Raw genomic sequence first — 22,458 nt, 5'->3', positions numbered from 1 at the left:
GCGCCCGGCCAGTCCACGGCGCGGCGATGACCGCGGCGTGGGCACCCGACGTCCTCGGCGACGGTTTCGAGGCCGCCACCGTCACGTTGCCGCCGGACGCGGAGGGGGAGGTGGTGGCCACCGTGGTGCGCCACCGCGCCCCTGGCCCGTCGGCCGGAGCGGTGCTCTACGTCCACGGGTTCAACGACTACTTCTTCCAAGACGCCCTGGCCCGGTGGTACGCCGGGCGGGGGTGGGACTTCTACGCGGTCGATCTGCGCAAGTACGGCCGCTCGCTGCGGCCCTGGCAAACCGCGAACCTGTGCCGGTCGCTGGAGGACTACGACGACGACCTCGACGCGGCGGCCGCGGTGGTGGCCGCCGACGGGCACAGCCGGGTGCTGCTCGCCGGGCACTCGACCGGCGGGCTGACCGTGTCGCTGTGGCTGGCCCGCCGCCCGGCCCTGCCGTCGGTGGGGGTGGTGCTGAACAGCCCGTTCTTGGCGTTCAAGCAGCCGGCGGCGCTCCGGGCCGCCCTGATGCCGGTCGCGGCGGCCGTCGCCCGGCACCGCCCCGCCAGGGTGCTGCCCGCCGGCGTGTCGGGGCTGTACGGGGAGAGCCTCCACGCCAGCCGGCGGGGCGAGTGGGATTTCAACCTCGACTGGAAGCCGTTGCGGGCCCCGGTGCGCGTCGGTTTCGTCGCCGCGGTCGGCGCCGGCCAGCGGACCCTCGACGCCGGCCTCGGCCTGGAGGCGCCGGTGCTGGTGCTGGCGTCCACCCGGACCGTGACGGTGTCGGCCTGGGACGACGACCTCACCCGAGGCGACGCGGTCCTCGACGCGGACCGCATCGCCGGGCGGGCACCGGCGATCGGGCGCAACGTCACCGTCCTCCGGGTCCCCGACGCCTTGCACGACGTCTACCTGTCAGCCGCCGCGGTCAGGGACCGGGCGTACCGGCTGACCGGTCAGTGGTTGGACGCGTGGGTCACGCCAGCACGTCGCGGGTAGTGAAACGGGCCCACGCCGCGGTCCCGAACACCGCGACGTACCCGAGCTGCAGCAGCAGGTCCTTGCCGATGTTGTTCCAGCGCACCGGGGTGCGCAGCAGGTCGCCGAACGCCAGCTGCTGATGGGTGAACAGCCACGGGTGCACGAAGGCCACCTGGGGCACCGCGTCGAGGATCAACGACAGCACGCCGATGCCGGCGGTGACCGCCATGGCCCCGACCGGGACGTCGGTGAGGGTCGACACGAACACGCCGATGGCGGCGAGGCCGAGCAGCGAGGCGCCCACGACCAGCGCGGCGAGCAGCGTCCGGCCGATCCCATCGATCAAAGGCAGCGACGTGCCCGACAGGGAGATGATCCGCCCCAGCGGGAACAGGATCGCCCCGCCGATCAGCCCGCCGGCGGCCACCGCCAGCGCCGCCGCCAGGCAGTAGGCGAGGGTGGTCACCGCCTTGACGCCGAGCAGGCGCCCCCGACCCGACGGGCGGGTGAGGAGGTAGCGGAGGGTACCGATGCTGGCCTCGCCGGCGATGGTGTCCCCCGACACCACCGCCACGGTCAGAGGAAGGAAGAAGGGGATGGTCACCGTCAGCCCGGCGAGGGCGGCGAACACGCCGTTTTGGGAGACCTGGGCGAGGAAGGTCGGGCCGTTGCCGTCCGAAGGGCCGCCGTTGATCTTCACGGCCACCGCCAGGAGGAACGGGATGGCGAACATGACGATGAGCAGGGCCCGGACCCGGGTCCTGCGGAACAGGTGACGCAGCTCAGCGATCAGCATCTGCGACCGGCAGGGTGGGAAAACGGGCGGGGGCGGGGGTCAGCGGGCGACATCGAACCCCTCCCCGGTGAGGGAGACGAACAGGTCCTCCAGGCTGGGGCGCTCAACCGACAGCGCCCGCACCCCGATGCCGGCGTGGACCAGGTCCCGGTTGCACACCTCCGGTGGCTGCCCGTCGAGCTTGGCGGTGACCACGTCGCCGTCGGTCACGATGTCCCCCAGACCCAGGCGACCGAGGACCGGGCCGGCCGCGGCCGGGTCGTCGACCTCGACGCGCAACCGTCGCCCGCCCGCGGCGCGCAGGTCGGTGAGGGTCCCCTGGGTGAGGAGGTGGCCCTCAGACATGACGCCGACGTGGGTGCAGATCTGCTCGACCTCGGCGAGGAGGTGGCTGGAGAGGAACACCGTGGTGCCCTCGTGGGCCAGCTCCGCGACCAGGTTGCGGATCTCCCTGGTGCCCTGCGGGTCCATGCCGTTGGTCGGCTCGTCGAGGACCAGGAGGTGGCGGGGGCGGAGCAGAGCCGCGGCGAGGCCGAGCCGCTGGCGCATACCGAGCGAGTACGCCCGGTACTTCTTGGTGGCCGCCGCGGTCAGCCCGACCCTGCCCAGCGCGGCCTCGATGCGGCCGGCCCTGGTGGCCCGCTGCCCGTCGGGGCCGGCGGCGTCGAGGCGAGCCAGGTTGTCGCGGCCCGACAGCCACGGGTAGAACGCCGGGCCCTCGATGAGCGCCCCTACTTCGGCCAGGGCCTGCAGGGACTGGGCGGGCATTCGCCGGCCGAGCAGTTCCCACGTCCCCGCCGACGGCTCGATGAGCCCGAGCAGCATCCGGATGGTGGTGGTCTTCCCCGACCCGTTGGGGCCGAGGAAGCCGTACACGCTGCCGGCCGGCACGTCGAGGTCGACGCCGTCGACCGCGGCGACGTCACCGAAGCGTTTGGTCAGGCCGTGGGTGGCGATGGCCACGGCCGCGGGGCTGGGAATGATCAGCCTGCGTTGGCCGCGGCGGCCTCGAGGGCCGCCGGGGTCACGAACCCGGCGAGCACCTTGCCGTCAGGCAGGACCAAGGCGTTGAGCAGGCTGGAGGTCACCAGGTGGCCGGTGCCGAACGAGCCGGTGACCGCGGTCCCGACCTTGGTCAGCTCCCCTGCGACCCGGGGGCCGGCGCTGTTGAGCACGCCGATGGTCGCCCAGTCGGTGCCGATGGTGGTCGGATGGCCGCCGGAGGGGGCGGTGCCCGACGGCATGGGCGTCGACTCGCCACCCGCGGTGCCCGCCGGGGCGGTCTGGGTGGCCGGGCCGGTGCCGTGCAGGTGACCGCGCCGGACGCGCCCGCCCGGGCCGGCCAGCGGCCCGCTGGCGTCGAAGGCCCGCCCGATCGGCTTGGTCACCGTGCTCGAGCCGTGCGGAGCGGCGAAGTTACCGGCGGAGGGCACAGAGAACGAGATGCGGGTGAAGCCAAGAGACAGCGCCGGGGCGTTCGAGGCGCGGGGAATGACCTGCACCCGCAGCGGCATCCCGTTGGCGGCGTCGATGGCGATGTCAACCGAGCCGACCGTGGACTGCGCCGCCTTGGGGGTCAGCACCAGCTGGTAGGCCGCTTGGCGGGCGACGTACACCGGCGTGACCACGCTGACACCGGTCGAGGGGGAAAGCGCGGACAGCAGCTTCTGGGCGGCCTGGTCGGGGGTCAGCTCGGTGCCGGTCGCCTGGCTCGGCGCCTCCCTACCGGAGGAGCCCTTCAAGCCGGTGTAGTCGGTGACCTTCTGCGTGGCGCTGTCGAAGTAGTACAGGTTCGAGCCGTTGTGGATGACGTCGACCTCCGACAGCGACCCGGGCAGCGCCAGGCGCTGCTGGCTGGGACCGGCGTCCCACACGGATATGTCGTGGTTGCCCGACAGGAGGCTGGTCGGGTCGAAGGCGTGACCGCCCCCCTGGCCGCCTACGCCGCTGGTCAGAGCGGACAGGCTGGGCAGGCCCAGGTTGGCGGTCCAGCGGACGGTTCCGGAGAAGCCCTTGACGTTGGCCGACTGGGCCTTGGCGATCAGCTGCTGAGCGCTGAGCGAGGGCAGGGAGGGTGTCGCCGCTGCGGCCGAGGTCACCGTGGGGACCCACGCCCCCAGGGCGATGGCCCCGGCGACGCCGACGGGTGCGAGGAGGCGATAACGCATGCCTCCACCGTACGTCGGGCGGCCCGCAAGTGGGAGTCGCCCGGCCCGGACCCGCCGAGGCCGGAACCGGTCTCAGTCCCGGCGGACCACGATCAAGGGCCGGCCGGCTTGGAGCTGGGCGCTCGAGGCGGCGTGGGCGGCGCGCAGCTCCTCGAGCGGGGGCGGCGAGGCGATGCGCCCGGCGGTCACCACCTGGTCTTGGAGCGGCCGCCCGCCGGCGGGCGGCGGGTCCGCCTCGACGCCGACGACGTCGGCCCACACCGGCCCGGCGTCGAGCACCGGCGGGCCTTCGTAGACGGGCGGCGGCCCGTCGAGGCAGGCCCGCCACGCCCACTTCCGCCCGCCGACGGTCGCCTTGCCCGGCGACTGCTTGGCGACCGGGCGCTGCGCCCCGCCGTCGGGCCCGACCGATACCAGCTTGTAGACGAACCCGGCGGTCGGGTGGCCGAGGCCGGTCACCAGGTTGGTGCCGACTCCGTACCCGTCGACGGGGGCGGCGGCGAGCGCTGCGATCGACCGGTCGTCGAGGTCGCCGGTGACGACGACCCGGGTCTCGGTGTTCCCGAGCTCGTCGAGCAGCCGGCGGGCGGCTCGAGCCTCCCGGACCAGGTCACCGGAGTCGATGCGGACCGCGCCGAGCCCTTTCCCTGCCACCTCCACCGCCAGGCGGATCCCGGCGTCGGTATCGAAGGTGTCGACGAGGAGGGTGGTGTCGGGCCCGAGCGCCGCGACCTGCGCCGCGAACGCGTCGCGCTCGGAGTCGTGGACCAACGTGAAGGCGTGGGCGGAGGTCCCCGCCGTCGGCACGCCCCACCGCCGGCCCGCCTCGAGGTTGGAGCTGGAGGCGAACCCGGCCAGGTAAGCGGCGCGGGCCGCGGCCACTGCGGCGCCGGTGTCGGTCCGCCGGCTGCCCATCTCGATCACCGGCCGCCCGGCCGCGGCCCGCACCAGCAGCTCCGCTGCGGCGGCGATCGCCGAGTCGTGGTTGAGGATGGAGAGGACCAACGTCTCGAGCAGCACCGCCTCCCCGAAGCGCCCCTCGACGGTCAGGACCGGCGACCCCGCGGTGTATAGCTCCCCCTCCCGGTATGCGTGGACGTCGCCGCTGAAGCGGTAAGACGCCAACCATTCGAGGGTCCGGGAGTCGACGATCCGCCGCTGAGCCAGCCATCCGATCTCCTCCGGGCCGAACCTGAAGTCCTCCATGGCGTCGAGCAGGCGGCCGAGCCCGGCGAACACCCCGTAGCCGCGGCCCGCCGGCAGGCGGCGGGTGAACACCTCGAACGTCGCCGGATGGGACGCCACCCCCGAGCGCAGCGCCCCCTCGAGCATGGTGAGCTCGTAGTGGTCGGTGAGCAGCGCGGTGGACGGCCGGTTCACGGCGCCGGCTCGCTCACCGGCGAGCCCGGGCCAAAAGGCGCCGGCGGCGCCCCGCCGGGCCCGCGGGGGAGGCCTGGCTGGCGGCGACGGCCAGTCGCTCGGCCCGCAAGACGTCGCTGTCGGCATCATCGAGCGCCTCGAGCGGGCCGACGACCGACGACAGCAGGCGGTCGGCGAGTCCCGGGTTGCGGGCCAGGACCGGCCCGTGGAGGTAGGTGCCCACGATCCGGCCGTGAAGCGCTCCGTCCACCCCGTCGCCGTTGCCGACGCCGCTTCGGACCCGGCCGGCCGGGCGGGCGCCGGGACCGAGGGTGGTGACCCCGCCGTGGTTTTCGTAGCCGGTCAGGACCGGCACGTCGAGGCCCGGGTCGGGCTCGACGACCAGCTCCCCCACCGCCCTACGGCCTCGGCCCTGCACGCTGACGCAGTCGAGCAGCCCGAGCCCGTCAGCCCGGGTCCCGTCGGGGCCGACGAAGCTGGTGCCGAGGATCTGCAGGCCGGCGCACACCGCCAGCACCGCCGCGCCGCCCTCGACGGCCCGGTGGAGGGGACCGTTGCCGCTGCCCGCGCCGAGCTGCCGGGCGGCGAGGGCCTGGGGCAGGTCCTCCCCCCCGCCGACTACGTAAACGTCGGCGCTCTCGGGCACCGGGTCACCGGAGAGGACCGTGACCACCTCCGCCTCCCGTCCCCGCCACCGGAGACGCTGGGCCAGGATCGTGGCGTTGCCCGAATCGCCGTAGGTGCCGAGCAGGTCGGGGTAGAGCAGCACGATCCCGACCGCTCCTGGCGTGGCGGTCATCGGACCCCCAGCCGCTGGCGCAGCTCCTGGAACGGCGTGTAGTTGGCCACCACGTCGATGGCGGGGCGACCCTGGGCGCCCGGCCCGGCGAACACTTCGGCGGCGTGGCGGGCGGCCTCGTGGACCGCCTGCATCACGTCGGGCACCCGGACGTGGTCTACCTCCGCGTAGTGCAGCCGGACGGCGAGATCAGCGCTGCGCTCCCCGGTGGCCACCACCCGGCGCCCGGCGAGAAGCTCGAAGGGGACGTCCCACAGCCACGACGGGTCCTTGCCGTCAGCGATCCGGGCGTTGATGGCCACCACCACCGGGCCCGGCGGCGGAGCGAGCATGTCGAACACCTCCAGCCAGCCGGCAGGGTTTTTCGACAGGAGCAGGCGGGCGTCGACCCCGGCGACGTCAACGGTCCGGTACCGGCCGACGACCTCCTCGGTCGCGGCCATCGCTTCCATCGCCGGTCCGGGTTCGGCGCCGAGGCGTACCGCGGCGGTCAGCGCGAGGGCGGCGTTGGCCTGGTTGCAGCGTCCCGGCAGCGCCAGGTGCACCGGCACCGACCAGCCGTCGCCGACGATGCTGCCGTCTTCGATCCACACCGCTAGGGGAGGCCGGCGCAGGTCGCACGCCGAGCACGCCCACCCGGCGGCGTGGCGGTCCACTACGCCGGTGGTCGGGGTGTCGAACACGATCCGCGAGCCGCAGTTGGGGCAGCCGGAGGCGTCCGCGGTCCACGGCTGCCCGGCCCCCACCCACACCACGTCGGGGGAGGCTCCGGCTCCCCACACGACCAGCGGATCGTCGGCGTTGGCCACCACCGTCGTGCCGGGCCGGTCCGCGAACGTGGCCCGCCACGCGGAGGACAGCCGGCGGACCTCGTTGTTGCGGTCCAGCTGGTCCCGGCTCAAGTTGAGCAGCACCACCACCCGCGGCGACGTGGCGTCGGTGACTCGCCGCAGCCACGCCTCGTCGACCTCGAGCGCGGCGGGGGCTGCGGGCGGCCCGGCAGCCAGCGCGGCGGCCAGGCCGGGCGGGAGGTTGGCCCCGAGGAGGTTGGTCACGACCGGTCCGGTGGTCGACAGGGCGGCGCGCAGCAGGCTGGTGGTGGTGGTCTTGCCGTTGGTCCCCGACACCAACGCGACGGCGTGACCGGCGGCCAGGTGCTGCAGGGCGTGCGGGTCGATGGCCAGCGTCGCCCTCCCCCCGACGACCGACCCGCCGCCCCGTCCCAGCCGGCGCGACAGCCCGGCGACCGCCGCGCCGGCGCCGGCAGCGACGCGGGTCCGGACGGGGAGGCCGGCGGGAGCGGGCGGGGGGGCGCTCTGGCGGGTCACGACGATGCGAAAGGGTACCGTCCGCCCCCCTCCGCCCGTCACGCCCGGCTCCGGCCGGGGCCCATGCAGGGGCCGGGAAGGCGGCCACAGCAGGCCGGGGCGGGCGGCCAGGCGGGCCGGGGCGGGCGGCCAGGCCGGCCGGCTAGGAGGGCAGGCTGGCCGGGCGGGTGGCGCACGGCACTAGGTTTGGTCGAGGGGACGGACAGGCCGGACCCGGGAGGAGGCATTCGAGGATGGCCAAGGCCAAGGCGGGGCGAACCGGCATCGATCTCCCGGCGCTCATGCTGCGTCTCACCGTCGGGCCGATGATGGTCATCCACGGGCTCAACAAGGTCCGCGGCCCTGGAGGCCTCGAGGGGACCGCCAGCTACTTCGAGTCGCTCGGGCTGCAGCCGGCGGCGGTGCACGCCCGGGTGGCGGCCGGCACCGAGATCGGCACCGGCGCCATGCTTACGCTCGGAGCGGGGACACCGTGGGCCGCCGCCGGGGTGATCGGCGTGATGACGTCCGCGGCGGCCACCGACCACAAGGGCAAGGGCTTCTTCATCTTCAAGGGCGGCTGGGAGTACGTCGGGATCGTCGGGGCGGTCGCCGCGACCATCGCCGCGCTCGGCCCCGGCCGGTTCTCTGTCGACCGGGTCCGGGGCAAGGACAAGGGCGGTCTGCTGCGGGCTCTCCTGGCCTCCGCTCTCGGGATCGGCAGCGCCCTCGGCGTGCTGACCGTCGGCCGGCGCCCGAGCGACACCGCCTCGTAGGCTCGAGCGTCGGGTGTCGCCGGTGTCCGAGATCGGGCTAGGGGGAGCTGACCCCGGCGCGCCGGCGTAGCCGAGCGTCGCGGTACCACGGTCGCAACCCGAGGCGGATCGCCGGGAGGTGGCCGTAGACGAGCACGCCGCGCCCGGGCGGCGTCTGGCGCAGCAGGTCGGGGGACGCCAGGCGGCGGTACACGGTGGAGGAGGTGCGGGTGCGCCGCCCGTCGCGGAGGTCGGCGCTTTCGCTGTGCTCGCGCACCGCGGCCTCACCGGCGAGCCCCGACACCAGGTCGAGGGTAGAGAGGTCCGACACCCCGGAGAGGACCAGCTTGGCCCGGTGGTTGTTGGCGATGGTCCGGGCCCGGTCCTGGCCGTAGCGGGTCGCGAGCTGCGCCAGGTCCTGGCACACGGTCACCAGCTGCACGCCGAGCCCCGCCGCGGTCGACGCCAGGGTGTCGAGATCCCGGAGCGGAGCGATGTTGGCCGCCTCGTCGAGCACGACGAGCAGCGGCGGGTCCAAAGGGCGCCCGCAGCGATGGACGTGGTCGACCGCGGCGGCGATGACCGAAGCGACCAGCCCGGCGAAGAGGCCCTGCACCCGGAACTGCTCGTGGCTGGGACCGCACAGGTAGAGGGTGTCGCGGCCGGTGACCAGCCGCTGAACGTCGATGTCGGTGCGGGCCGTGGCCCCGGCTACGACCGGATCGGCGAACGGCGCCAGGACGGTCTCGAGGGTGGTGGCCACCGAGCTGCGGAGGCGTTCGTCGCGCGCCGCGCATGCTTCCAGGGCGACCGCGGCCTCGGTGCAGCCTGAGTCGTCGAGGACGTCGAGCGGCTCGCGGTAGTCGCCCAGGTCGTTCCAGCGCACCACGTCGGCCATCGTCGCCCCCGCCGCGGCGGCGGCCAGCATCAGCGGGGCGAGCAGCTTGGCCGCGGCCGCGAACCAAAACGCCCCGTCGGACATGCCGCTGCGGGCCGGCGCGGCCTCGACCAGCCAGGAGGCCATCCGCTGCGCCCCGGCCCAGTCGGCCGCCTCCGCCAGCGGGGACCAGCCGGCCAGCCCGGCGAGACCGGAGGTGGCCGTCGGGTCGAACACCCACGCGGTGCCGCTCTCCGCCCGCCACCGCCGGGTCGTCGCGGCCAGGTCGTCTTTCACCGACGTGGCCACGACCGGCCCGTCCCATTCGAGGATCGCGGGTATGGCCAGGCCGGTCGTCTTGCCGGACTGGGTAGGACCGAGGACCAGCACCGAGTGGCGCGCCTCGGTCGCGATCAGGCTGCGGCCGCTGCGCCCGAGGACGAGCCGTCCGGGGGTCGCGCCCCGCACCCGCAAGCTCGCCAGGTCACCCCGGCGCGCCCAGCGAGCACCGCCGTTCCCGCCGGCGCGCCGGCCGACGGCGAAGGGCCGGCCCTCGGCGCGGCGCTCGCCGGGACGCCAACGCCGCCACGCCGCCACGACGGCTGCGCCGGCCGCGACGCAGCCAACGGCCAGCGCCACGGCGATCGCCGCCATCACCGGGGCGGCGGGCAGGCGGGGCCGCGCCGCTGGCGGCCACGCGGCGCGGATGTCGGGCCACACGGCAGGCAACCGGCGCACGATCCCCGGCACGTCGGTGCCGGGCACAGGCGGCCACTGCCCGCTCGCCAGGCGACCCGCGACCTGCCCGGTCACCCAAACCCAGGCCCCCACCATCAACACCGCGGCGAGAGCGACGAGGCTCCACGCGTCGCCCCGGCGCTCCGACGCCGCTCGCGGCCGCGGCCCGGCGCCGGTCACGCGGGACCTCCGGCCGCGTCGACGCCTCGGCGCTCGAGCATGGCCCCGTCGGTGTCGATCAGCGACCACTCCACCCCGTGGGGCCGGTGGCGGACCAGGGTGGAGCGGTCGCCGACCTTCCAGATCGCGACGCCCCTCGGGAGCTGCGGGAGGAGGTCCTCCTCCGCGCTCGACAGGCCGAGAAGGTCGCGGGCCGCGTCGCGCTCCGAGGGCGGCTGCGCGAACACGACCCTGGTCTCGGCGTCGGCGAGCAGCCCCTCGGCCAGCTGCTGCTGCTCGCTGCCGGCGGCTCCGGCCGCCTGGAGGTCCGACAGCCGGTGCAACACGGCGATGTGGGCGGCGCCGAGCGACCGGGCCAGCTTGAAGCTGGCCTGCAGCCACCGGGCGGTGGCCAGGTCGTGGAGCACCGCCCAAGCCTCGTCGACCACTACCAGCCGCTTGATCCCGTCGCCGGCGGCCAGGGCCGAATGCAGCCACGCGGACGCGCAGATCATGACGATGCCGAGGGCCGGCGACCGGTATAGCGCCGACAGGTCGAGCACCACCATCGGCGCGTCGAGGTCCAAGCCGACGGTCGTCGGACCGTCGAACATCCCGGCCAGGTCGCCCTCGACCAGCCGGCGCAGCTCGAGGGCGACCTGCCGGCCGGCTGCCGCCAGGCCCGCGACGTCGGTGCTTACCTCCGCCGCGGCTTCGGGGGCCGGTTCGAGGAGCCACCCGATCACCGCGCCGACCGTCGGCGCCGCCGACCGGTCGCCAGGGGTCAGGCTGGTGCCGGGCTGGCCGGCGCACGCCCAGCGCACGGCCAGGTCGAGCGCGGCGCGCTCCTCGGGGAGGAGGGACCGCCCGAGCGACGCCGACGCCACCGACGCCAACAGCTCGGCGCCCCGCCTCGAGCCGTGGCGGCCCGCGTCGGGCCGCCCGGCAGGCGCCGCACCGGCACCGACCACGTCGAGGGGGTTGAGGCGGGCCGCTCCGCCTGGCTGCAGACGGACCGTCGGACTCCCGCAGGCTTCGGCCAGCGCCGAGTACTCCCCTTTCGGGTCGATGACCCACGCCCGGCGGCCGAAGGCCAGCTCCCGCCACACGAAGGTCTTGACGAAGCTGGACTTGCCCCTCCCGATCTGCCCGACGACGAGCATGTTCGGCCCGGTGAGCTCGCCGGCGCCGTAACGCTCCCACGGGTCGAAGCAGAACGCCGCCCCGAGGAGGTCCCGCCCGACGACCGGCCCCGACCCGACCCTCTCGGTGCCGGTCACGAACGGGTAGGCGGCCTGAAGATGGGCGGAGGTGGCCCGATGCGCCGGCGGGGTCCTCACGACAGCCCCCTCGCCAGCGGCAGCGTCCAGGTCCGGGCTTCCGCCTGCCGGCCGTACAGGCGGCGCACTACGAGGTGGCACTGCCGGGCGGCCTGCTCGACCTCGGCGCACGCCTCCTCGAGGGCTTGCTCGGTGGTCCCCGACACGGTGACGTAGCCGGAGTACCGGTAGTCGGCGTGCCCCTCGGCCAGCTCAGCCTCCCGGCGTCGGACCCCTTCGGCCTCTTTGCGGCGAGCGATGGTGTCGATGAACCCGGCCCTCGACCGGATGGCGTCATCGGCCAGGGCCGCGGTGCGCGCCGACTGGACCTCCCGCACCGCCCGCTCCGCCTGGACGGGCGCCATCGTGACCGACATGGTCCTGGCCAGCCCTCCGAGCAGGAGCGGGCTGAGCATGTCTGGGCCCACCGCGAGGCGGGGCCATTCGGCGATCCAGTACGTCGCCTGCCACGCGCCGTCCACACGGACCGACGCCCACCCCTCGCCCACCGCGGCGGGCCAGACCCCGACCATTGGCTGTCCCGGCGAGGAGGACCCGACCGTCGACGCCGGCCGGGTCGGGTCGCACGCGCTTCGCAAGAGCTGGCCGAGCGCGGCGGGATCGAGGGCGGCGCCGGCGTCGAGGTCACCGGCGCGCAGCTGTGAGCGCAGGAGCCTCACCTCTCTCCGCAAAGCCGCGTTGAGCTCCGAGGGGGCGGTCGGCCGGAGCCGAAGGCGCCCCGGCGCCCGGACCGCCACCACCAGCCACGTCTGGTGCTGCAACGTCCCGGGCGCTTCGGCCTCGACCGCGCTCCGGTAGCTCGCCGCCGCCCGGGGCGGTCCGTTGGCTGCGCCGGCGGTGCGCCGGAGTGGGCCGGGGTCGGCCGGCCCGCACTGCTCGACCCACTGCAGGCGGTGCACCGCGCTGCCGGCGCGGGCCGCGCCGGCCAGGGCGTTTCCCCACGACGCGAGCCGGTGGGCCTGCTCCTCGGGGTCCAGGAGGCTGAGCGTGGTGCCCCGGACGGGGACGACCGCCGCCCAGCTGCGGGCGGCCAGGTCCTCGATCACGCCCAGGGCGGCTTCGCCGGGGACCGCCGGGGCGACCCGCAGGCGGATGCCCGCCGGCGCCGTGGGTGAGCGGCCGGTCCCCGGCGGGCCGGGGGCGAGCTGCTGGCGCGACACCGGCTCGGCTCCCATACCGGCCTCGGTGTCGAGGCGAGGCTGGTAGCCGCGCCGGTGAGCCCATCCGATCACCGCCGGCAGCCAGCTGACCGGGGGCTGCCCGGCGACGGGCCAGCAGCCGGCTGCCACCGCGACGAGGAGCAGGCCGGCGGCGACAGCCACACCGGTGGCGCCCGGCACCGATCGCAGCACCCCCAAAGCGATGACCGCCCCGCCGACCAGCGTCACCAGAGACCCGGCGCGAAGTCCGAGCACCACACCCCGACGCTCGAGCGGAGGGAACAGGTAGCGAGGCTCGGGGCGCTCCCGAGCGCCGCCGACGCTCATCGGCGCTCCTCGGCCGCCGGCACCTGAGCCCAGGAGCGGGCATGATCAGCGCCGGCCCCCACCGCAGCGGTGGCATCGGACGCCTCGTCCCCGCTTTCGACGCCTGCGATGCCGCCGATTCCAGCTCCTCCAGCCTGGGTGGATCCGCTGCCGGCGGCGGCGTCGGCTGCGTCGCCGACCGGGAACCCGGCCATCCGGGGCACCTCGGAGGGGAACAGCCCGGCCGCTGCGACGGCCGACCCGGCGCCGCCAGGGCCGGCACCAGGCCCGGCGCCCGGCCCGGCGCCCGGGCCGGCGCCGGGCACCCCGTTCGGCCCGCCCCCGCCGGGGCTTTCACCCTGGTCGGCCGCCGCGCCGAGGACCTCGCTGCTGGCGGCGCCGCGCGGCCCGTCGACGCCGAGCATCTTGGCCATCATGGGCAGCTGGCGATGCGCCCGTCCGACGGCGTCGGTCGCGGCCCGAAACGGCTGGCGGGCACGCCCTTCTAGGTGGCCGATGGCCGCGGCTTCGACCACGGGGACCAGGCGCAGCAGCGCCATCGGGGCAAACGCGGCCAGCAACAGGATGGCCACCCCCACCAGGAGGTCGGGATGGTTGCCGGCGCCGTTCCCCGGCGCCATGGCGGCGACGCCGAGGCACAGCACCGCCGCGACCACGAACTTCGAGAGGATCAGGGCGACGAGGACCTCTACCACCCTTCGCACCACGTGGGCGGTGGCCGGCCAGACCAGGCAGGCCAGCAGCAGCGGCAGGAAGAACACCGTGATCAGGATCGCCGAGGACCGAACCACCATCTCCAACCAGATCGCCAGGGCACCGAGGAGGACCAGCCCCCCGATCAGCGTGGCGAGCAAGCCGCCGCCGACGTCAACGGCGGCGGGGACCAGATGGAGCGCCGACCGCTGGATCTGCGGGCCGATCCCGCCGGTCACCGCCGAGGTCATCTGATCGCAGGCGTCCACCGCAACGGTGACTATCGGGATGAGCAGCAGCGTGGAGATCCCCGCCAGGGGGAGCCAGACCAGCCACGTCCGCACCAGCCGTCCCAGATCCTGGCGCATCACGGCGCCGATGGATGCGGCCATGAGCAGCGGGAACACCACCAGGGCGGTGACTCGAGCCATCGCGGCCAGCTGCCCGAGGAACCACGGACCGGACAGGGACGGGATGTCCGCCTCGTGGAAAACCGCCGTCAGCATGTGACCGGTAGCGCCCTTGGCGTCCTGGGTCAGCCTTCCCTCGAAGGTGTGGAAGATGGCGAGGGCTGCGCCGGTGGTGGCGCTGCTGGCCGCCGAGCCCAAGGCGTGGCCGGCGATGGAACCGAGTCCCTGCACGGGAGCGCAGATCGCCTGGAGCCCGCAGCCCGGGCTCAGGGGGGACACCGCCAAGAACCCGGTCACCGGATCACGCTCCCCTGGGAGTAGAAGAAGCCGATCAGGTGCGGACCGGCGCCGATCAGCAAGGCGGCCACGCCCGACACCAAGACACCTTTCCGCCCGTTGTACGCCTGCTGGTAGTTCTGCGAGTAGCTCCCGAACGCCCAGATGACGCCACCCGCGAAGATGCCGATGACCGACGCGATTAGAGCCCAAGTGCCGAGGCCACTGGCCAGGTTGTCGAGGAAGGTGGTGCCGGGCACGACGAGGTTCTGCGCGGCGCCGGGATCGATCCGCCCAACGGCAGGCACCCGGACGTCGGTGGTCGGCGGGGCGGTGGGCGACGCGGCGGCGACCAGCACCGCCACATGGCGGACCGAGCGGGCGGCGACAGTGACCAGCGGGGTGGGGAGCACGGGTCCTCCTTCGAGACGGCGACGACCCTGAACAGTGTTTCACATCTTTTCATGTATTTCCAATCTTTTTGGCGTCATACTGGGGTGTGCTTGTCGTGACCCCGCTTACGGTCGGTGCCGCCGCCTACTTCCTGGACGGGCCGGAGCCGGGGGTGTGGGCTGGCGGGTCCGCCCCGAGCCTCGGGTTGCGGGGGCCGGTCGATGCCCGTCCCCTGCGGCGGGTGCTGGCCGGGCGCCATCCCACCGGCGGGCCGCTGCCCGGCCTGCGCTCCGTCCCCCACCGCCGGGCCGGGTGGGACCTGACCTTCGCAGCACCGAAATCGCTGTCGCTGGTGGCCGCCCTCGCCAATGCCGGTGACAGGGGGCTCGTCACCGCCGCCCACAGAAGCGCCGTGGACGACGCGGTCCGGTGGCTGGCGGCAAGGGGGGCCCGGGTCCGGCGACGGGGGAGGGTGGACGTCGCCGAAGGGTTCGTGTTGGCCCGCTACGACCACAGCCGCAGCGACGGGGGCGACCCCCACCTCCACAGCCATGTCCTGCTGGTCAACGTGGCCCTCGCCGGCGGCAGGTGGTCGGCGCTGTCCAGCAGCCCGCTATGGCCGGCGATGCGGCCCCTCGGAGGGGTTTACCGCCTGGCGCTTCGAGCCCGCCTACGCGAAGCCGGGCTGGACTTCCGATGGCGGCCGGTCGACCCGGCCAACCCCGACAACGCCGGCCTGCTCGACGTGGAGGGCGTCCCGGCGCCCGCCGTCGCCGCGGCCAGCCACCGCCGCCGCGACGTCGCGGCCTCACTCCGCGGGTGGGAGACGCCGGAGGTCGCCGGACGTTCCGCCCGTCGCGCGGTGCGAGCCGCCTCCCGCCAGGCGCCCGGCACCGCCGGCGGACCGCTGCCGGCGGTGGGCGGGGGGTGGGAGGCCGCGGTGAGGGGCGCCGGTTTCGGCCCGGAGCAAGCCGCGGCGCTTTGCGCCTCGGCGCGCCGCAGCCCGCCGCCCGCGGCAGGCGGCTCGCCCGCGGCCCTTGGCGGGGCGGTCACCGAGTGGCTGCGAGCCCGATCGACCACCTTCAGCGGGCTCGACGTCGTAAGGGCGGTGGCCGCGACCAGCGACGGAGGGATGCTCCCCGCTGAGGTCGACGGATGGGTCCGCCGCTTCTGCGCCGACCCCGATCCCTACACCGGCCGCTGGACCACTCCCGCCGCCGGCCAGGACGTGACCGCCGTGATGGCACTGTCGCGTTCACCCCGGCCGGCGCCGCATCGCATCGCCCCGGAGGACATCGACGCCGTGCGGGCCAGGCACCGCCTGGGGCAGGAGGAAGCCGCGCAGCTGCAGTCGATCCTCGGCGGGCGGCGCGGCGTCGTCGTGGTGCCTGGCGTCGCGGGATCGAGCCGGCTGATCGCGCAAGCCGCAGTCCTCGCCGCGGCCCGCGACGCTTGGGAGGCGGCGGGCCTCACGGTCGGGCTGGTCGCTCCGGGCGCAGCCCGGCGCCGGTGGGACGCCCTGGCCGGGCTGCGCCCCCCGGCCTCCGACGCCGCGCCGGCGGTACTGGTCGTCGACCGAGCCGACCGGCGGCCGACCCCCGAGCTGCGGGACCTGCTCGAGCGCGCCGGGCAGAGCGACACCACCGTGGTGCTGGTGGAGGGCGGCACCCTCCCGGCTCGCCACCACCCGGCCAGCGGCGCTCTCACCGAGCTGGTCGACGGGGGGGACCGGCCGCGGTCGGATGCGGCGCTGGGCTACGCCGAGGGGATGGACTCCACCGAGGCGCGGGCGCCCGCCGCGCTCAGCGTCACCGATGCCGGCCGCCCCACCTGCGCAGTGGGGGTCGGGCCTCTCGACGCCATCGCCGCGCTGGCGGACCGATGGGCATCAGCACCGCCGGGCGCCCGGCCGGTGCTGGTCGGGTTGGGCCCCGCCGAGGTCGAGGCTCTAAACGCCGAGGCCAGGCGGCGGCGCGAGGCGCTCGGCGAGCTCGACGGCCCGGCGATCGAGTCCGCAGGCCGGTGGTATCAGGCCGGCGACCGGGTCATGGCGCTGCGCCGGCTCGGGGTCGCGTCGGGCACCTACGGGACGGTCGTGGGCGTCGATGCCCGCGGCGGGCGGCTGCGCGTCGAATGGCCCGACCGGCAGGCCACCCTCGACAGACACGAAGCCCGGCGTCTCGGTCACGGCTACGCCTCCGGGCCGGCGCGGGTGCCCCCCGCCGCGAGACACGTCCTCCTGCTCGGGGACCCAGCCGCGGTGCGGCACCTGCAGGATCGGGTCGTCGGCGTGGCGCTGGTCGCGCCCGCGACCCGCCGACCGCCTCGCCGTCAGCTCGACGCGCTCGCCGCGGCGCTGCCGCCTCCCGACCCGGCCACCCTGGCGCAACGCGCGTCTCGACCGCTGCCGGTGCTGGACCAGCAGCGCCGCCGCCTGGCGGCGCTGCTGATGGCCGCCGGGCCGCCCGACCCGGCGGCCGAGCCCCGCGGCGCGCTGCGCCAACCCGGGGGTTGGGTCGCCGGCCACGGCGGTGACCTGGCGGAATGGCGGGTCCTCGGGGACGCCGCGGCGTGGCGGGCCGACGCGTTGGCCCGCGCCGCCAGCCTGCGCTTCGACCGCCACCGCGACCGGCGAGCGGAGCAGGCCGCCACCCCCGCCCTGGAGCGAGCCAGGATCCGGGCGATGGCGGTGGCGTTGGACCAGCCCCGGCAGGCGGCGCAGCGCCCGGAGGCCGGGCTGGGCCTGGCCTGACACGGCGCGGGGCCGCTCGGAGGTTGACGGGTTCACCGTGCGATCATGCGGGGGACCGTGCCCGTCTCTCCCGCCTCCGCCGCCTCGGCCCCCGCCGTCCGCCGTCCCGCCTGGTGGCGGGCGACCAAGGTGGTGCTGGTCCTCGGGGTGGCGGCGCTGGCCGGCTGGGCCATCTCCGGCAAGACCGACGAGCTGAGCGGCGCCGGCAGCTACCTAGCCCACCTCCACTGGGGTTGGATGGTCTTCGCGGCCGGCGCGGAGCTGATCTCCTACGTCGCGTTCGCCGGCATGCAGCGCCGGCTGCTGCAGGCCGGGGAGGTCGGCGCCGGCCTGGCCCCGATGACCGGGGTCACCCTGGCCGGCAACGCCATCCAAAACTCGCTGCCCGCCGGGGTGGTCCTGGCCGCCGCGTACGCGTTCCGTCAGTACCGCCGGTTCGGCGCCGACGACGTCCTCTCCGGGTGGGTCGTGGTGGCAATGACCATCCTGTCGCTCATGAGCCTGTCGGCGCTGGCGGCGGTCGGCCTTGCGATGGCCGCCAGCACCGGGAGCGCCCTGGACCTGGTGAGCGTCATCGTCGGCCTGGTGTGCGCCATGGGGTTGCTGGTGATCTTCTGGAGCCGGCGGGAGTGGTTCCTCGGGCACACCGTCAAAGCGGTGCGCCTCAGCCAGTGGGTCACCCGCCGTCCCGCCGGCGACCCCCACGAGGTCGTCCGGGTGGCGAGAGGCCGGGTCAGCGCGATCAGCCCGAGCCGGCGGGACTGGGCGGTGGCGGGGATCATGGCCGCGTTCAACTGGATCTTCGACCTCGGCTGCTTGATGATGGCCTTCTTGGCGGTCAACGCCAGCATCCCGTGGCGGGGCCTGCTCCTGGCCTACACCGCGGCTCAGCTGGCCACCAACCTGCCCATCACGCCCGGCGGGCTCGGGGTGGTCGAAGGGTCGCTGACCATCGCCTTGGTGGCCTTCGGCGGCAGCGAAGCGTCGACGGTCGCCGCGGTGCTCGTGTACCGGCTGTTCAACTTCTGGGCCATGCTCCCCCTCGGCTGGGGCGCGTGGGGCCTGCTCGCCTATCAGACCCGCCGCACCCACTCCACGCCAGCGGCCAGCGACCCCGGCGTCCCCATCCCGGAGCTCCCCTCTACATGACCGTCCGTGCCCCTCGCTCGCCCGGCGCGCTCCGGTCGTTGGTGACCGCCGCCGTCCTCGCCGCCAGCGTGGCCGCCGCCGGCTGCGGCGTCGCCCATCCGGGGATCACCAACGGGGCGGTGAGCGGATGCTTCAAGGCCCTGCCGGCGGCCCGGGCCGCGGTCCACGACCCCGGAGCTCACCTTCTGGGCGTGCACCGCCTGCCGGCGGACGCGGTCCCGGCCCGGCTGAAGTCCCAGCCGTCGACGCCCGGGGAGATCGACACGACGGTGTGCGCGGTGGCGTTCAAGGGACCGTTCAGCGCCGGGCAGGTCGCGGGGGCGGCGCCGGGGGCGTACGGTCGTTACGCCGTCGTGCTCGTCAACGCGACCAAGCTCACCGTGTTGAGGAGCTACGTCGGGGATCGCCTGCCGAGGAACCTCAAGGGCCGGACGCTGTAGCCGGTCGCCCACCGAGCCGCAGCGGGGCGCAGCGGGGGATCAGCCGGCCAGGAAGCTGAGACGGATGGTCCGGCGGGGGTTGTCGGCGTTGGTGTCGACCAGGACCACGCTCTGCCAGATGCCCAGCGCCAGCTGCCCGCCGATGACCGGCAGGACCAGGGACGGGGCGATGAAAGCGGGCAGGACGTGGTCCGCGCCGTGGCCGGCCGAGCCGTGCCGGTGACGCCACCGGTCGTCGCGGGGCAACAGCGTGTCGATGGTCGCCGACAGGTCGGCGTCGGAGCCGGCGCCCAGCTCGATGAGCGCCAGGCCGGCCGTCGCGTGCGGAGCGAAGACGTGCACCAAACCGTCCCCGGCACCGACGTCGCGCAGCCAAGCCCCGACGATCGCCGACAGGTCGGTCAACCGGTCGGTGCCGGTGACGACCTCGATCTCTGTGCTGTCCATCAGCCTGCTTTGAGCGGGACGCTCAGCCGGTGAGCAGCTCCCGGGCCCCGCGGTCGGTCGAGGGGTGGCGCAGCTTGGACATGGCCCGGGCTTCGATCTGGCGGATCCGCTCGCGGGTGAGGCTGAAGTGCTCTCCGACCTCGTCGAGGGTGCGGGGCTCGCCCCGGTCCAACCCGAAGCGCAACCGGAGGATCTCCCGCTCGCGCTCGTCGAGCGCGATCAGCATCTTGTTGACCTCGCCGGAGAGGAGGGAAGCAGCGGCGGCGTCGAACGGCGACACCGCAGAACGGTCCTCGACGACGTCGCCCAGCTCGGCGTCGCCGTCCTCTCGCAGCGGCTCCGACAGCGAGAGGGGCTCCGCGGCATGGCGGAGGATCTCGGTGACCTTCTCCTCCTCCAGCTCCAAGTCGGCGGCCAGCTCGGCGACGGTGGGCCGGCGCCCCAGCTGCCCCTCGAGGCGGCCGCGGGCCTTGGTCACCCGGGTGAGGAGGTCCCCGGCGTGGACCGGCAGGCGGACCGTACGGCCGGTGTTGGCGATGCCGCGGGTGATGGCCTGGCGGATCCACCACGTGGCGTAGGTGGAAAACTTGAATCCCTTACGCCAGTCGAACTTCTCGACCGCGTGCATCAGGCCCAGGTTGCCCTCCTGGACCAGGTCCAGCAGCGGGAGCTCGGCCGCCTGGTACTTCTTGGCGATCGAGACCACCAGGCGCAGGTTGGCCTTGACGAACGTCTCGGCTGCCTCGTCGCCGCCTCGCACCAGGCGCCGCAGCTCCCGCTTGCGGGCCGCGGTGATCGTCGCGCCCGAAGCCAACTCGGTGCGCGCCTCCCGCCCGGCTTCGATGGCCTGCGCTAGGCGGGCCTCGTCGTCCTTGGTCAGGAGCGCGTGCTTCCCGATGTCGTTCAGATAGAGGCGGACGAGGTCCTCCTCCGGCTGAGCGGCGTGATTGTTGGGCACTAGGGTCCTCTCGCTGCGCCGAGACCCGGGACTCCCGGATCCTCAGACCGACCGTCCGCCACGGCACCGGGGGCGCCAGGTCGGTACAAGTCAGCGTGTTCGATGATACCGGAGGTTCACCGGTTCGTGAAGGGGCCTGGAGGGTAAAGGCACCCGTCGCGGCGTCGAGTCACGCCGGGGAGAGGCCGCCGATCACCGGACGGCCCTGCTCGATCCACCCGTTGGTCCCCCCGACGACCGACACCGCCGAATAGCCGGCGTCGACCAGCGCCTTGGCGGCGGTGAGGCTGCGGCCGCCGACCGCGCAGATGACGTAGAGCGGGTCACCGTCGGGGATCTCGGCCTGCCGGGCGGCCAGCTCGCCGAGGGGGATCAACACCGCGCCGGGGACGTGGCCCGCGACGTACTCGTCGGGGTTGCGCACGTCGAGCACGCTGGCCCCGTTTCCATGGGCGTCAGCGAACGTGACGAGGTCGACTTCGAGCGGGCGACGGTCAGACATGGCTCCATTGTGGGCCGCTCCCGGCCCCCTTTCTCCACCTATCGCCCCCAATCACCCGCCCGCCCCTCAAGGCGACAGCCGGGTCGTGCTCCAGCCGTCACCGTCCCGGCGGTACACGAACCGGTCGTGCAGCCGGTTCTCCCGGCCCTGCCAGAACTCGATGGCCTCGGCCTGCACCCCCCACCCGTACCAGTAGTCGGGGCGGGGCACCGCAACGCCGGCGTAGCGGGCGTCGACCTCAGCGACGCGGCGGTCGAGGGCGTCACGACCGTCGAGGGGCCAGCTCTGCGCCGACGCCCACGCTCCGACCTGCGAGCGGCGGGCCCGGGTGGCGAAGTAGGCGTCGGAGTCGGCCGGGTCGAGGGGATGCACCGACCCCTCGACGCGCACCTGGCGGTCCAGCCTCCCCCAGCGCAGGGCGAGAGCGGCACGCGGGTTGGCCCGCAGCTCGCTCCCCTTGCGGCTCTGCGCGTTGGTGTAGAACACGAACCCCCGCCGGTCCCAGGACTTGAGCAGCACGAACCGCACCGCCGGGCGCCCGGCCCCGTCCGCGGTGGCCAGCGCCATGGCTTCGGGCTCGGCCTCGCCCGCAGCCACCGCGTCGGCGAACCAGGTGGAGAAAAAGTCGATCGGGTCGGCAGGGAGGTCGGCCTCGGAAAGGGTGCGTTCTGCCACCGACCGGACGCTACCGGCGGGACCTGGGCAACGAGTAGAGCCGAACGTCCTTGCGCCCCTCGACCCGCCGCCGGTGCCCGCCGGCTGGCGAGCCAGCCGTCAGTGGACGATGCCGAGGGCGACTGCTCGCGACAGCGCCTCGTGACGGCCGCCAACGTCGAGCTTCACGTAGATGTGGGCCAGGTGGGTCTTCACCGTCGCCGGGCTGACGAAAAGCTGCGCCGCGATCTGCTGGTTGGTGGCGCCGGCGGCCAACGCGATGAGGACCTCGCGCTCCTTCGACGTCAGCGAGACCTGGGGATCCGACGGTGCGGCGGCGTTCGTGCCCGCCCCCTCCGCGGCGGCACCCGCTGCGGCGCCGGCGCTGCGGGCCTCCGACCCGCGGCTGGCGCTGGCCTTGCTCCTTCCCCCGGCACCGGCCTCCGACCATCCGGCCAACGCCGGGACGAGGGCCTGGGCCACCGCCCGCTCCCCATCCAGGGCCCGGCGCAGGATGTCGCAGAGCTCCTCGGGGGTCGACGAACGCAGCGACACCCCCGCAACCCCGGCGGCCAGCAGCGAGGCCAGCTCGTCGCGGGTGGCCTGACGCACCAGCGCCACCACCATCAAGCCGGCGGGCAGCCGGCGGAGGGTCGCCGACGTGGTCTCGTCGGTGTCGCCGACGACGACCAGGCCCGCCTCCTGCTGGCGGGCCACGCCGGCGGCCTCCGCCAGGTCTCGCACCTCGCCGGCGACCCGCAGCCCGGCCAGGCTCACCGCTTTGGCCAGCCCTACCCGCATGAGCGGCCAACGGTCGGCCACCACAGCCGCGGTGGTGGCCGCTGCGATGGCCGGCGCGAACCGGGACGGTGGTGGGCGGAGCAGTGTCACGACGAGGAAAGGATGGCGCACCCGGGCCCGAAGGGCCACCTCGACGCCGGATCTTCGGATAAAGCGGACCAAAACAGTCGCAGCTGGACCGCGGTCGCAGCTTACGCCGAGGTGAC

General features: G+C 74.7%; 21 protein-coding genes. 5 read left to right on the top strand and 16 right to left on the bottom strand.

Going from position 1 to position 22,458, the window contains the following annotated elements; genetic code table 11:
* Window positions 1-26: 26 nt before the first annotated feature.
* The gene (locus K6U06_RS21485; protein WP_262324031.1) at window positions 27-989 is read left to right on the top strand and encodes an alpha/beta hydrolase; all 963 of its coding nucleotides are present in this window, start codon (window positions 27-29) and stop codon (window positions 987-989) included.
* Here the strand turns inward: K6U06_RS21485 and K6U06_RS21480 are convergent.
* The 6 genes from K6U06_RS21480 to K6U06_RS21455 form a co-directional block, all read right to left on the bottom strand.
* Complete coding sequence (locus tag K6U06_RS21480; RefSeq protein WP_262324030.1) at window positions 967-1,767, bottom strand: ABC transporter permease; 801 nt, start codon at window positions 1,765-1,767, stop codon at window positions 967-969. The genes K6U06_RS21485 and K6U06_RS21480 overlap by 23 nt on opposite strands.
* A 39-nt stretch (window positions 1,768-1,806) precedes the next feature.
* A complete protein-coding gene (locus K6U06_RS21475; RefSeq protein WP_410051120.1) occupies window positions 1,807-2,754 on the bottom strand; it encodes an ATP-binding cassette domain-containing protein in 948 nt (315 codons plus the stop codon).
* Window positions 2,751-3,935 (bottom strand): hypothetical protein, encoded by a 1,185-nt coding sequence (locus tag K6U06_RS21470; RefSeq protein WP_262324028.1) that lies wholly within the window; start codon window positions 3,933-3,935, stop codon window positions 2,751-2,753. The genes K6U06_RS21475 and K6U06_RS21470 overlap by 4 nt, the downstream gene beginning before the upstream one ends.
* 72 nt (window positions 3,936-4,007) lie before the next feature.
* Entirely contained in the window at window positions 4,008-5,315 is a 1,308-nt protein-coding gene (locus K6U06_RS21465) for a nicotinate phosphoribosyltransferase (RefSeq protein WP_262324027.1), read from the bottom strand.
* 13 nt (window positions 5,316-5,328) lie between these two features.
* Window positions 5,329-6,114, bottom strand: coding sequence for a type 1 glutamine amidotransferase (locus K6U06_RS21460; protein WP_262324026.1), 786 nt, complete (start codon window positions 6,112-6,114; stop codon window positions 5,329-5,331).
* The gene (locus K6U06_RS21455; protein WP_262324025.1) at window positions 6,111-7,442 is read right to left on the bottom strand and encodes a Mur ligase family protein; all 1,332 of its coding nucleotides are present in this window, start codon (window positions 7,440-7,442) and stop codon (window positions 6,111-6,113) included. The genes K6U06_RS21460 and K6U06_RS21455 overlap by 4 nt, the downstream gene beginning before the upstream one ends.
* A gap of 233 nt (window positions 7,443-7,675) precedes the next feature.
* On the opposite strand from K6U06_RS21455, the gene K6U06_RS21450 reads away from it, so the two are divergent.
* On the top strand, window positions 7,676-8,197 hold the full coding sequence (locus K6U06_RS21450) for a DoxX family protein (RefSeq protein ID WP_262324024.1): 522 nt from the start codon (window positions 7,676-7,678) through the stop codon (window positions 8,195-8,197).
* 37 nt (window positions 8,198-8,234) lie between these two features.
* Here K6U06_RS21450 and K6U06_RS21445 read toward each other — a convergent pair whose 3' ends face one another.
* Genes K6U06_RS21445 through K6U06_RS21425 form a run of 5 tightly spaced genes read right to left on the bottom strand, consistent with a single transcriptional unit; the run spans window position 8,235 to window position 14,569 of the window.
* Window positions 8,235-9,971 (bottom strand): type IV secretory system conjugative DNA transfer family protein, encoded by a 1,737-nt coding sequence (locus K6U06_RS21445; protein ID WP_262324023.1) that lies wholly within the window; start codon window positions 9,969-9,971, stop codon window positions 8,235-8,237.
* Entirely contained in the window at window positions 9,968-11,290 is a 1,323-nt protein-coding gene (locus K6U06_RS21440; protein ID WP_262324022.1) for a VirB4 family type IV secretion system protein, read from the bottom strand. The genes K6U06_RS21445 and K6U06_RS21440 overlap by 4 nt, the downstream gene beginning before the upstream one ends.
* Entirely contained in the window at window positions 11,287-12,777 is a 1,491-nt protein-coding gene (locus tag K6U06_RS21435; protein ID WP_262324021.1) for an SCO6880 family protein, read from the bottom strand. Before K6U06_RS21435 ends, K6U06_RS21440 begins: the two co-directional genes overlap by 4 nt.
* Window positions 12,774-14,177, bottom strand: coding sequence for a hypothetical protein (locus K6U06_RS21430; protein ID WP_262324020.1), 1,404 nt, complete (start codon window positions 14,175-14,177; stop codon window positions 12,774-12,776). The genes K6U06_RS21435 and K6U06_RS21430 overlap by 4 nt, the downstream gene beginning before the upstream one ends.
* Window positions 14,174-14,569, bottom strand: a complete 396-nt coding sequence (locus tag K6U06_RS21425; protein WP_262324019.1) for a DUF6112 family protein — start codon at window positions 14,567-14,569, stop codon at window positions 14,174-14,176. The genes K6U06_RS21430 and K6U06_RS21425 overlap by 4 nt, the downstream gene beginning before the upstream one ends.
* A gap of 95 nt (window positions 14,570-14,664) precedes the next feature.
* Here K6U06_RS21425 and mobF point away from each other — a divergent pair, with 95 nt between their 5' ends.
* From mobF to K6U06_RS21410, 3 genes are read left to right on the top strand one after another with little or no spacing between them, the layout of a single operon-like run.
* Window positions 14,665-17,301, top strand: a complete 2,637-nt coding sequence (gene mobF, locus K6U06_RS21420) for a MobF family relaxase (protein ID WP_262324018.1) — start codon at window positions 14,665-14,667, stop codon at window positions 17,299-17,301.
* A gap of 57 nt (window positions 17,302-17,358) precedes the next feature.
* Window positions 17,359-18,450: a YbhN family protein gene (locus K6U06_RS21415; RefSeq protein ID WP_262324017.1), complete on the top strand. Its 1,092-nt coding sequence runs from the start codon at window positions 17,359-17,361 to the stop codon at window positions 18,448-18,450.
* Window positions 18,447-18,890: a hypothetical protein gene (locus tag K6U06_RS21410; RefSeq protein ID WP_262324016.1), complete on the top strand. Its 444-nt coding sequence runs from the start codon at window positions 18,447-18,449 to the stop codon at window positions 18,888-18,890. The genes K6U06_RS21415 and K6U06_RS21410 overlap by 4 nt, the downstream gene beginning before the upstream one ends.
* Before the next feature lie 39 nt (window positions 18,891-18,929).
* On the opposite strand, the gene K6U06_RS21405 is transcribed toward K6U06_RS21410, so the two are convergent.
* The 5 genes from K6U06_RS21405 to K6U06_RS21385 form a co-directional block, all read right to left on the bottom strand.
* Window positions 18,930-19,337 (bottom strand): YjbQ family protein, encoded by a 408-nt coding sequence (locus tag K6U06_RS21405; RefSeq protein WP_262324015.1) that lies wholly within the window; start codon window positions 19,335-19,337, stop codon window positions 18,930-18,932.
* Between the two features lie 22 nt (window positions 19,338-19,359).
* Complete coding sequence (locus K6U06_RS21400; RefSeq protein WP_262324014.1) at window positions 19,360-20,295, bottom strand: RNA polymerase sigma factor RpoD/SigA; 936 nt, start codon at window positions 20,293-20,295, stop codon at window positions 19,360-19,362.
* 169 nt (window positions 20,296-20,464) lie between these two features.
* Window positions 20,465-20,797, bottom strand: a complete 333-nt coding sequence (locus K6U06_RS21395; RefSeq protein ID WP_262324013.1) for a rhodanese-like domain-containing protein — start codon at window positions 20,795-20,797, stop codon at window positions 20,465-20,467.
* Window positions 20,798-20,863: 66 nt separating this feature from the next.
* Window positions 20,864-21,472 carry a pyridoxamine 5'-phosphate oxidase gene (gene pdxH / locus K6U06_RS21390; RefSeq protein WP_262324012.1) on the bottom strand — a complete coding sequence of 203 codons (609 nt, stop codon included), beginning with the start codon at window positions 21,470-21,472 and terminating at the stop codon, window positions 20,864-20,866.
* Between the two features lie 99 nt (window positions 21,473-21,571).
* Complete coding sequence (locus K6U06_RS21385) at window positions 21,572-22,342, bottom strand: response regulator transcription factor (RefSeq protein WP_262324011.1); 771 nt, start codon at window positions 22,340-22,342, stop codon at window positions 21,572-21,574.
* Window positions 22,343-22,458: the final 116 nt, after the last annotated feature.

Origin of the sequence: Acidiferrimicrobium sp. IK, from assembly GCF_025499425.1 — a bacterium.
GTDB lineage: Bacteria > Actinomycetota > Acidimicrobiia > Acidimicrobiales > Palsa-688 > Acidiferrimicrobium.
Note: the sequence above shows the minus strand (reverse complement) of the source record. Positions and strands in the feature narration are given on the sequence as shown.

What these genes read in the sequence shown, in the direction of transcription:
- K6U06_RS21410 (WP_262324016.1), top strand. Translation starts at nt 18,447, where the DNA reads ATGACCGTCCGTGCCCCTCGCTCGCCCGGCGCGCTCCGGTCGTTGGTG.
- K6U06_RS21485 (WP_262324031.1), top strand. Translation starts at nt 27, where the DNA reads ATGACCGCGGCGTGGGCACCCGACGTCCTCGGCGACGGTTTCGAGGCC.
- K6U06_RS21470 (WP_262324028.1), bottom strand. Translation starts at nt 3,935, where the DNA reads ATGCGTTATCGCCTCCTCGCACCCGTCGGCGTCGCCGGGGCCATCGCC.
- K6U06_RS21460 (WP_262324026.1), bottom strand. Translation starts at nt 6,114, where the DNA reads ATGACCGCCACGCCAGGAGCGGTCGGGATCGTGCTGCTCTACCCCGAC.
- K6U06_RS21435 (WP_262324021.1), bottom strand. Translation starts at nt 12,777, where the DNA reads ATGAGCGTCGGCGGCGCTCGGGAGCGCCCCGAGCCTCGCTACCTGTTC.
- K6U06_RS21405 (WP_262324015.1), bottom strand. Translation starts at nt 19,337, where the DNA reads ATGGACAGCACAGAGATCGAGGTCGTCACCGGCACCGACCGGTTGACC.
- K6U06_RS21480 (WP_262324030.1), bottom strand. Translation starts at nt 1,767, where the DNA reads ATGCTGATCGCTGAGCTGCGTCACCTGTTCCGCAGGACCCGGGTCCGG.
- K6U06_RS21395 (WP_262324013.1), bottom strand. Translation starts at nt 20,797, where the DNA reads ATGTCTGACCGTCGCCCGCTCGAAGTCGACCTCGTCACGTTCGCTGAC.
- K6U06_RS21450 (WP_262324024.1), top strand. Translation starts at nt 7,676, where the DNA reads ATGGCCAAGGCCAAGGCGGGGCGAACCGGCATCGATCTCCCGGCGCTC.